Source organism: Streptomyces aureocirculatus (assembly GCF_000720475.1).
Taxonomy (GTDB): domain Bacteria; phylum Actinomycetota; class Actinomycetes; order Streptomycetales; family Streptomycetaceae; genus Streptomyces; species Streptomyces aureocirculatus.
Genome location: NZ_JOAP01000099.1, coordinates 1 through 8,815 on the forward strand (window position 1 = coordinate 1; position 8,815 = coordinate 8,815).

Annotated in this window: 6 protein-coding genes; 5 read left to right on the forward strand and 1 reads right to left on the reverse strand. The window is 74.4% G+C overall.

From position 1 onward, the window contains the following. Positions 1-45 precede the first annotated feature (45 nt). The gene (locus IG78_RS0140250) at positions 46-1,047 is read right to left on the reverse strand and encodes a hypothetical protein (RefSeq protein ID WP_030574453.1); all 1,002 of its coding nucleotides are present in this window, start codon (positions 1,045-1,047) and stop codon (positions 46-48) included. A gap of 377 nt (positions 1,048-1,424) precedes the next feature. Between IG78_RS0140250 and IG78_RS0140255 the strand changes: the two genes are divergently transcribed. From IG78_RS0140255 to IG78_RS0140280, 5 genes are all read left to right on the forward strand, one after another. After that, the gene (locus IG78_RS0140255) at positions 1,425-2,861 is read left to right on the forward strand and encodes an FGGY family carbohydrate kinase (protein WP_030574456.1); all 1,437 of its coding nucleotides are present in this window, start codon (positions 1,425-1,427) and stop codon (positions 2,859-2,861) included. Further along, a complete protein-coding gene (locus tag IG78_RS52045; protein WP_225881909.1) occupies positions 2,861-4,786 on the forward strand; it encodes an FAD-dependent oxidoreductase in 1,926 nt (641 codons plus the stop codon). The genes IG78_RS0140255 and IG78_RS52045 overlap by 1 nt, the downstream gene beginning before the upstream one ends. A 14-nt stretch (positions 4,787-4,800) precedes the next feature. Continuing rightward, positions 4,801-6,264, forward strand: coding sequence for an NAD(P)/FAD-dependent oxidoreductase (locus IG78_RS0140270; RefSeq protein WP_030574459.1), 1,464 nt, complete (start codon positions 4,801-4,803; stop codon positions 6,262-6,264). A gap of 279 nt (positions 6,265-6,543) precedes the next feature. Then, on the forward strand, positions 6,544-7,731 hold the full coding sequence (locus IG78_RS0140275) for a thiolase family protein (RefSeq protein ID WP_030574462.1): 1,188 nt from the start codon (positions 6,544-6,546) through the stop codon (positions 7,729-7,731). Between the two features lie 47 nt (positions 7,732-7,778). Beyond that, entirely contained in the window at positions 7,779-8,552 is a 774-nt protein-coding gene (locus IG78_RS0140280) for a sulfite exporter TauE/SafE family protein (RefSeq protein WP_030574465.1), read from the forward strand. Positions 8,553-8,815 lie beyond the last annotated feature (263 nt).

An 8,815-nucleotide genomic window follows, 5' to 3' on the forward strand; every position in this document is an offset into this window, starting at 1 on the left:
GGGGGGGGGGGGGCGTGGTGGGGGGGGGGGGGGGCTCCGCCGGGGTCAGCCGTGCGGGCCGGGGCCGCGCGCGGCGTGGTAGCAGCGCGCACGGGCCTGGACGAAGGCCTCGGTGGCCGCCTCCGCGTCGCCCGGTGCCTGCGTGCGGTACGTCCACGGCACCACCGTGAAGAAGGGGTCGAGGGCCTCGAACACCCGCACCGCGTCGTGGAACTGGTGGGCGCCCCACAGCGCGTGCGCCAGGTAGTTGAGGTCGAGCAGCGAGGTCGACTCCGGCTGGGCGTGGTCGAACCAGAGCTGGAGCGCCCTGAGCGCGCTGCGCGTCGCGTCCTCACCGACCCAGTGCAGGTCCAGGGCGCGCTCGTTGCCGCCCTCGCGGCGGTAGCGCTCCACGCGCGCGTACAGCGGAAGCATGTGCAGCGCCGAGCCCGCGGGCGCCGCGGCGGACGCCCAGTGCACGAAGTTGACGGCCTCGGTCAGCGGCGCGCCCGGCCTGCGGTGGTAGGCGAACTGGAGCATGCGGTGGTACGCCTCACGGTTCCCGGGGTCGCGCTTTTCGACCTCGGCGAGGATCCCCCAGGGGCCGGGGAACAGCATCGGCTCCGGCGCCGCGAGCCGGTGCTCGTCCCAGCGCTGGCCCTCGTCGAGGGTGGCGAGGGCGAGCAGACAGATCCACGGCACGGGGTCCTCGGGCGTGGTCTGCGAGGCGAGGCGGCAGGCGTCGTTCGCCTCCCGCCACAGCTCGTTCGTGTGCCGGTGCCCCGCGCGGTGCGCGCGCAGGGCACGCTCCACGGTGACACGCGTATGCAGGACCGTCGCGGCCACGCTGCGCGGCTCCTCGGCGAGCCAGGCGCGCACCACGTCGGAACCGGCGACGGCCGCGGCCAGGATCTGTGTGCGCTGCGTCCACAGTCCCCAGTCGGGGGTCTCGGTCAGGAGGTTTCTCGTCGACACCCAGCGGCCTGCCTTCAGGTCCTGGAGCACGGCGCGCAGGGGAGCGTCGTGACCGGCCGGGTGATACACCGGGCGGGCTAACGGCATCGGCATGGGTCCTCTGTGCTCTGAGCTCCGGGGCGGGCGGGGTGTCCGTAGTGCAGTGATGTGCAGTGATGTGCGGCGATGTGCGCTGATGAACTGATGTGTGAGTGGCGGATGTTGTTCGGCGGTCAGTGTAGAGCGGAGTCTTTCGATTACCGGCTGGTCCTCGGATCTTTCTTGACCAAGTTGTGTCAACGCGGCGCGCCGGTGTGAACATTGCGTTCTCTTCCGCTCAACACGGACCCTTATTGCGGCATTTGAGACGTGCCGCACCTCTTGACGGTGCCGCGCCCGCTGTAGCAGGCTTCCGCGGTGATCACGACTTACTGCGGGCGCACCCTCGTCCCGTGCCGTCGACGGGGCCCCGCACGCCGTGGACGGCGCCGATGAGGGGCCCGGTGCTCGCCGTCGACCAGGGCACGTCCGGCACGAAGGCCCTCGTCGTGTGCCCTGAGCGGGGTGTGATCGGCTCGGGCGGCGCGCCCGTGCGCCCGCGGTATCTCCCCGGCGGCCACGTCGAGGTCGCACCGGACGAGCTGCTGTCCTCCGTCGTCGACGCGGGCCGCGCGGCCCTCGCGGACGCGGGCGAGCCGGTGGCCGCCGTCGGCCTCGCCAACCAGGGCGAGACGGTGCTCGCCTGGGACCCGGCGACCGGCGAGCCCCTGACCGACGCCCTCGTATGGCAGGACCGTCGCGCCGAGCCGCTGTGCGCGGAGCTCGCCGCGCACGCCGACGAGCTGAAGGCGCTCACGGGTCTGCCGCTCGACCCGTACTTCGCCGCACCCAAGATGGCCTGGGTGCGCCGTCACCTCACCCGCAGCGGCGTCGTGACCACCAGCGACGCCTGGCTGGTGCACCGCCTGACCGGCGCCTTCGTCACCGACGCGGCCACCGCGGGCCGCACCCAGCTCCTCGACCTGGACTCCGTGACCTGGTCCGAGCGCGCCCTGGACGTCTTCGGGCTCACCGGCGAACCACTGCCCCGGGTCGTGGACGCCGCCGAAGAGATCGGCACGACGACGGCGTTCGGCGCCGAGATCCCGCTCACCGGCCTGCTCGTGGACCAGCAGGCCGCCCTCCTCGCCCAGGACGTCACCGAGCCGGGCAGCGCCAAGTGCACCTACGGCACCGGCGCGTTCCTGCTCGCGCAGACCGGCTCCCGCCCGCGCCGCGGCGACTCCGGGCTCGTCACCTGCGTGGCCTGGCGGCTCGGCGGCAGCTCCAGCTACTGCCTCGACGGCCAGGTGTACACCGCGGCCTCCGCGGTCCGCTGGCTCACCGACCTCGGCGTGATCGGGGGCGCCCGGGACATCGACCCGATCGGCTCCGCCGTCCCCGACGCCGGCGGTGTCGCCTTCGTGCCCGCGCTCGCCGGACTCGCGGCGCCCTGGTGGCGCGGCGACCTGCGCGGCTCCCTCACCGGCCTCGGCCTCGACACCACCGCGGGGCACCTGGTGCGGGCGCTCTGCGAAGGCATCGCGGCCCAGGTCGCCGAACTCGCCGACGCGGCGGCCGACGACCTCGGCGAACCCCTGCGCACGCTGCGCGTCGACGGCGGTCTGACCCGCTCGGAGCTGCTCATGCAGACCCAGGCCGACCTGCTCCAACTGCCCGTGGAGGTCTCGGCCATGGCCGACGTCACCGCCCTCGGTGTGGCCGCCGTCGCCCGCCTCGGCCTCGACCCGCGCCTCGGTCTGCGCGACGTCGTGCCCGACTGGCGGCCCGCCGCCGTGTACGAGCCACGGATCGGCCCCGACGAGGCGGCCGCGCGCCGCGCCGGGTTCCGTGCGCAGGTGGCGGCGCTCCTCGAACGCAGGCCGTGATGCCGCTCGACGACGCGGCAGGCGGCACGGTGGGCGGCGTGCCCGGCCGGGTCACCCGCAGCGGGCCCCCGGCGTCCGCGTCCGCTTCCGGCGCGCCCGGCGAACCGTACGACGTCATCGTCGTCGGCGCCGGTGTGGTCGGCACCGCCATCGCCCGCGAGCTGGCCCGCCACCCGCTGCGGATCGCCGTCGTGGAGGCGTCGGACGACGTGGGCGAGGGCACGTCCAAGGCCAACACGGCCATCCTGCACACGGGGTTCGACGCGGTGCCGGGGTCCCTGGAGGCCCGGCTCGTCCAGGACGGGTACCGGCGTCTGACCGCGTACGCCGCCCAGTGCGGGATCCCCGTGGAGCGCACCGGCGCGCTCCTCGTCGCCTGGGACGGGGATCAGCTCGCCGCCCTCCCCGGCCTCCTCGAAAAGGCCAAGCGCAACGGCTACGAAGAGGCGGTGCTCCTGGACGCCGCCGAGGTCAGGGCCCGCGAACCCCACCTCGGCCCCGGGGCCCTCGGCGCCCTCGGCGTACCCGGCGAGAGCATCATCTGCCCCTGGACGACACCACTGGCGTACGCGACGCAGGCGGTACGGGCGGGCGTGGACCTGCACCTCGACTGCCGCGTGACCGGCGTCCGGTCGGGTGCCGGTGACCTGTGCCTCGGCTGCCGCCGGTCTGGCGTGGGGTCGGGCGGCGACGGCCCGCATCTCGACTGCCGTCAGGCCGGGGTGGGGTCGGGGGGCGATGACCTGCACCTCGGCTGCCGCCCGACCGGCGTGGGGTCGGACGGCGACGAGCCGCACTTCGGCTGCCGTCAGGCCGGGGCGGGGTCGGGTGCCGATGACCTGTACTTCGGCTGCCGTCAGGCCGGGGCGGGGTCAGGTGCCGATGACCTGCACTTCGGCTGCCGCCGGTCTGGCGTGGGGTCGGGCGGTGACGGCCCGCATCTCGGCTGCCGCCCGGGCGGGGTGGGGTCGGGCGCCGACGAGCCGTACCTCGGCTGCCGCCGGACCGGTGTCGGGGCGGGCGGCGGTGACCTGCACACGCTCACCACCACCCGTGGCCCCCTGCGCACCCGCTACCTCGTCAACGCCGCCGGTCTGCACGCCGACACCGTCGACCGCATGCTCGGCCACGACACCTTCACGGTCACCCCGCGCCGGGGCCAGCTCATCGTCTTCGACAAGCTCGCCCGCGACCTCGTCCGGCACATCGTGCTGCCCGTGCCGACGGCACTCGGTAAGGGCGTCCTCGTCGCGCCCACCGTGTACGGGAACGTGCTGCTCGGCCCCACGGCGGAGGACCTCGACGACAAACAGGCCACCGAATCCACCGCCGACGGCCTGCACCGCCTGCGCGAGCAGGGCGCACGCATCCTGCCCGGGCTCCTCGACGAGGACGTCACCACCGTGTACGCGGGGCTGCGCGCGGCGACCGAGGACGACGACTACCGGATCCACGCCAGGCCGGGGCAGCGTTACGTCACCGTCGGCGGCATCCGCTCCACCGGCCTGACCGCATCCATGGCCATCGCCGCCCATGTCACAGGCCTGCTCGCCGACTGCGGCCTCGACCTCGGCGGCCCGCCGCGAGACCTGCCGCCCGTCACCGTGCCCAACCTCGGTGAGAACTTCCCGCGCCCCTATCAGCGGGCCGATCTCATCGCGGCGGACCCGGAGTACGGCACCGTCGTCTGCCACTGCGAACGCGTCACCCGCGGCGAGATCCGGGACGCGCTCACCAGCACGATCCCGCCCGCCTCGATCGACGGCCTGCGCCGCCGCACCCGGGCGCGCGGGGGCCGTTGCCAGGGCTTCTACTGCGGCCCTGCGGTACGGCAACTCTTCGAGGACCGTGAGGACCGTGAGGACCGTGAGTGCCGCGAAGGTCACGAAGTCCGCGCCGACCGTGGCCGGCCAAAGAGGCGATGAGAGGTGGAGGGGCGATGAGACACGAGCGCACCGTCGACGTGCTGATCGTCGGCGCCGGCCCCGCGGGACTCGCGGCCGCGGCCGCCCTCGCCGGGACGGGCGCGGGCCGCGTGGAGGTCCTGGAGCGGGAGCAGCGGGCCGGTGGCATCCCGCGCCACTGCCACCACGGGGGCTTCGGTGACGTCGGGCCCACCCGGGGCGTCCCGCACGAGGCCGGGCTTCGAGGCCTGCCGGGCTTCCGGGACCTGCCGGGCTTCCGGGACCTGCCGGGCTTCCGGGGCCTGCCAGGCTTCCGGGATCTGCCAGGCCTTCGGAGTCTGCCCGGCCTTCGGAGTCTGCCAGGGCTCTGGGGCGCCGAGGGGCTGCGGGCCCTCGACGGGTTGCTAGCCCTCGACGGCCTCCGGGGTCTCGGTACGAGCGGCCCCCAGTACGCCGAGCGATGCGTCGACGCGGCGGTGCGCGCGGGCGCCACGCTGCGCACCGGCGTCACCGCCACCGGCTGGGCGGGCCCGCTGACCCTGGACACCACGTCATCGGCCGGTCTGGAACGCGTCACCGCGCGTGCCGTCGTCCTCGCCACCGGTGCCCGCGAACGCCCGCGCGGCGCCCGCCTGGTCCCCGGCACCCGGCCCGCGGGCGTCTACACCACCGGCGAACTCCAGCAGGAAGTCCACCTCTACCGCAGGAGCGTGGGCACCCGCGCGGTCGTCGTCGGCGCGGAGCCGGTGGCGTACGCGGCGCTCGACACGCTGCGGCGGGCGGGCGTCGAGGTGGTCGCCCAGGTGACGCGGCGGCACCGGCACGAGGCGGCGCCGTGGCGTGCCGCCGGGGCCAGGATCGTCCAGGGGGTGCCGCGGCTCACCGGCACCGCGGTGGCCGAACTGACCGGCCGTGGACGCCTGTCGGGCGTGCGGCTGCGGCACCGCTCAGGGCGCGTGACGCACATCGCCTGCGACACCGTGGTGTTCACCGGCGACTTCGTCCCGGACAACGAGCTCGCCCGGCGCGGCGGGGTACCGCTCGCCCCGGGCACCCGCGGCCCCGCCGTCGATGCGGCCTTCCGCACCGCCCTGCCCGGGGTGTTCGCGGCGGGCAACCTGCTGCACGCGGTGGCGGACGCGGGCGCGGTGGCCGCGGAGGGGGCCGCCGCCGCGGCGGCCGTACGCCGCTTCCTGCGCTCCGGGGCGTGGCCGGACCCGGGGCCCGCCGTCGAGGTGGCCGCGCCGCTGCACTGGGTGACCCCCAGCCGGCTCGCCCCCGACGCCCCCCGCCCAGTCGGCGGCCGCTTCCTCCTGCGCGCCACCGAGTTCCTCACTCACCCGGTCCTGCTCGTCGAACAGGACGGCCACGTGCTGCACCGCGAGCGGTCCTGGGGGCGCAGGGCCCCCGGCCGGACATGGACGCTCGACGCGTCCTGGCTCCCGTACGCGGACACGGGCGGGGGGCCGCTGCGCGTCACGGTCACGGGGGCGGGCTGACCAGGCGATCGTGATCGGGCGGGTCCGGCTGAGCGGTGGTGGTCGGCAGGTCCCCGCCGGGCGGTCGCGCGGTCGCTGGAGCCTGGCCAGGCGATCGCGAGGTCGCGGGGGTCTCGCAGGGCGGTCGCGCGGTCGCGAGGGCGGCCCCACCGGGCGGCCTCACCCTTCCACAACCCCCGGCCACCCCCTACACTCCAAAACTAGCACCGCTAATTTGCGGGCCGCACAGCGAGCCCTTCGCAGCAGATCGAACCCTCGCAGCAGATCCGGAGCCCCACCGTGCGCACCGTCCACTTCGCCGCAGCCCGCCGCACCCCCGTCGGAAGGCTCCGCGGCGCGCTGTCCGCCGTCCGCCCCGACGACCTCGCCGCGGCCGTCGTCCGCGGTCTGCTCGACGATCTGCCGCAGCTCGACCCGGCTCGCATCGACGACGTCTACTGGGGCGCCGCCAACCAGGCGGGCGAGGACAACCGCAACGTCGCCCGCATGGCGGTCCTGCTCGCCGGGCTCCCGGAGTCCGTCCCCGGCGCCACCGTTAACCGCTTGTGCGCCTCGGGCATGGAGGCGGTCACCTCGGCGGCCCGCACCATCGCGGCGGGCGACGCCGACATCGTGCTCGCCGGCGGCTCCGAGTCGATGAGCCGCGCCCCCTTCGTCCTGCCGCGGCCCGACGAGGCGCTGCCGCACCGCATGGAGACGGCCGACACCCGCCTCGGCTGGCGCCTGGTCAACCCGCGGATGAGGGAACTGCACGGACTGCTCTCCATGGGTGAGACCGCCGAGGAGGTGGCGGCCCGCCACGGCATCTCCCGCGAACGCCAGGACACCTTCGCCCTGCGCAGCCACCGGCGCGCCGCCGCCGCACGGGCACACGGCCGCTTCGACGGCGAACTGCTGCCCGTCACCACCCCCGACGGTACGGTGGTCGACGCCGACGAGAGCATCCGTGAGGACACCTCGTACGAGAAACTCAGCGCGCTGCGCCCGGTGTTCCGGCAGGGCGGCACCGTCACGGCGGGCAACGCGTCGCCGATGAACGACGGCGCGGCCGGGCTCCTCCTGGTCAGCGAGGAGGCCCTGCGCGACCTGGGTCTCGAATCCCTCGGCCGGTACGCCGCGGGTGCCTCCGCGGGCGTGCACCCGGACGTGATGGGGCTCGGCCCCGTGCCCGCCACCCGCAAGGCCCTGGCCCGGGTCGGCTGGAGCGTCGACGACATCCAGGAGGCCGAGTTCAACGAGGCGTTCGCCGCCCAGGCCCTGGCCTGCGTGGACGCGCTCGGCATCGACCCCGACCTGGTCAACCCCGACGGCGGCGCCATCGCCATCGGGCACCCGCTCGGCTGCTCGGGCGCCCGCATCCTCACCACGCTCCTGCACCGCATGCGCCGCACCGGCAGCACCCGCGGCCTCGCCACGATGTGCGTGGGCGTGGGCCAGGGCAGCGCCCTGCTCGTCGAGCGGGACTGACACCCGTAACTCCCGGAAAGTGCTTGGGCATACCATCGGATCTCACCATGGATGCCTTCGCCGAGATCACCGTCGGGGAGTTCGCCGTCCTGGCCCTGGCGGCCGGGCTCGTCGGCTTCTCCAAGACCGCCGTCAGCGGCGCGAACACGATCAGTCTCGCCGTCTTCGCCGCGGTGCTCCCGGCCCGCGCGTCCACGGGCGTACTCCTGCCGATACTGATCGTCGGCGACGTCCTCGCCGTCCTCACCTACCGCAGGCACGCCCACTGGCCCACGCTGTGGCGGCTGTTCCCCGCGGTCGGCGCGGGTGTGGCCGTGGGCACGGTGTTCCTGCTGTTCGCCGACGACGCCGTGATGCGTACGTCGATCGGGGTGATCCTGCTGTTCATGGCGGCCGTCACGATATGGCGCCGGAGGTCAGCCGAGCGCGCCGCCGCCGGGGCCGCAGGGGAGGCGGGGGAGAGGATGAGCAGGGCCGCCGCGCCCTCCTACGGGGTGCTCGGCGGCTTCACCACGATGGTCGCCAACGCGGGCGGCCCGGTGATGTCGATGTATCTGCTCTCCGCGGGCTTCAAGAAGCTGAGCTTCCTCGGCACCTCGGCGTGGTTCTTCCTCATCGTCAACACGTCCAAGGTGCCGTTCAGCGTCGGCCTCGGCCTCATCGACGGCCCCTCGCTGCTGCTCGACGCGGCGCTGGTCCTGTTCGTGATCCCGGGCGCGCTCATCGGCAAGGCCTGCGCGCACCGCATCAACCAGCGGCTCTTCGAGCAACTGGTCATCGGCGCGACGGTGCTCGGCGGCCTCCAACTCCTGCTGCGCTGACGGCGAGGGCGTGTCCGATGGGTCGGCGCGGCGTCGCGACGCCTGGCACGCACGCTCGCCGCGTTGCCGAAATGCCCTAGTAGCTCCGCTACGAGGGCACCCCGGCGCCTTGCGATCGCACGCACCAGACGCCGCTCCTTGCTCCACGCCGACCCATCGGACACGCCCTAGGTGTATTGATCACGGACGTTGTTGACACGGTTGGGTCTTGAACATGGCGAAGGCCCCCGTGTGTGGTGGAGGTGTCGAATCTTCACCGCACG

What these genes read in the sequence shown, in the direction of transcription:
- IG78_RS0140250 (WP_030574453.1), bottom strand. Translation starts at nt 1,047, where the DNA reads ATGCCGATGCCGTTAGCCCGCCCGGTGTATCACCCGGCCGGTCACGAC.
- IG78_RS0140255 (WP_030574456.1), top strand. Translation starts at nt 1,425, where the DNA reads ATGAGGGGCCCGGTGCTCGCCGTCGACCAGGGCACGTCCGGCACGAAG.
- IG78_RS52045 (WP_225881909.1), top strand. Translation starts at nt 2,861, where the DNA reads ATGCCGCTCGACGACGCGGCAGGCGGCACGGTGGGCGGCGTGCCCGGC.
- IG78_RS0140270 (WP_030574459.1), top strand. Translation starts at nt 4,801, where the DNA reads ATGAGACACGAGCGCACCGTCGACGTGCTGATCGTCGGCGCCGGCCCC.
- IG78_RS0140280 (WP_030574465.1), top strand. Translation starts at nt 7,779, where the DNA reads ATGGATGCCTTCGCCGAGATCACCGTCGGGGAGTTCGCCGTCCTGGCC.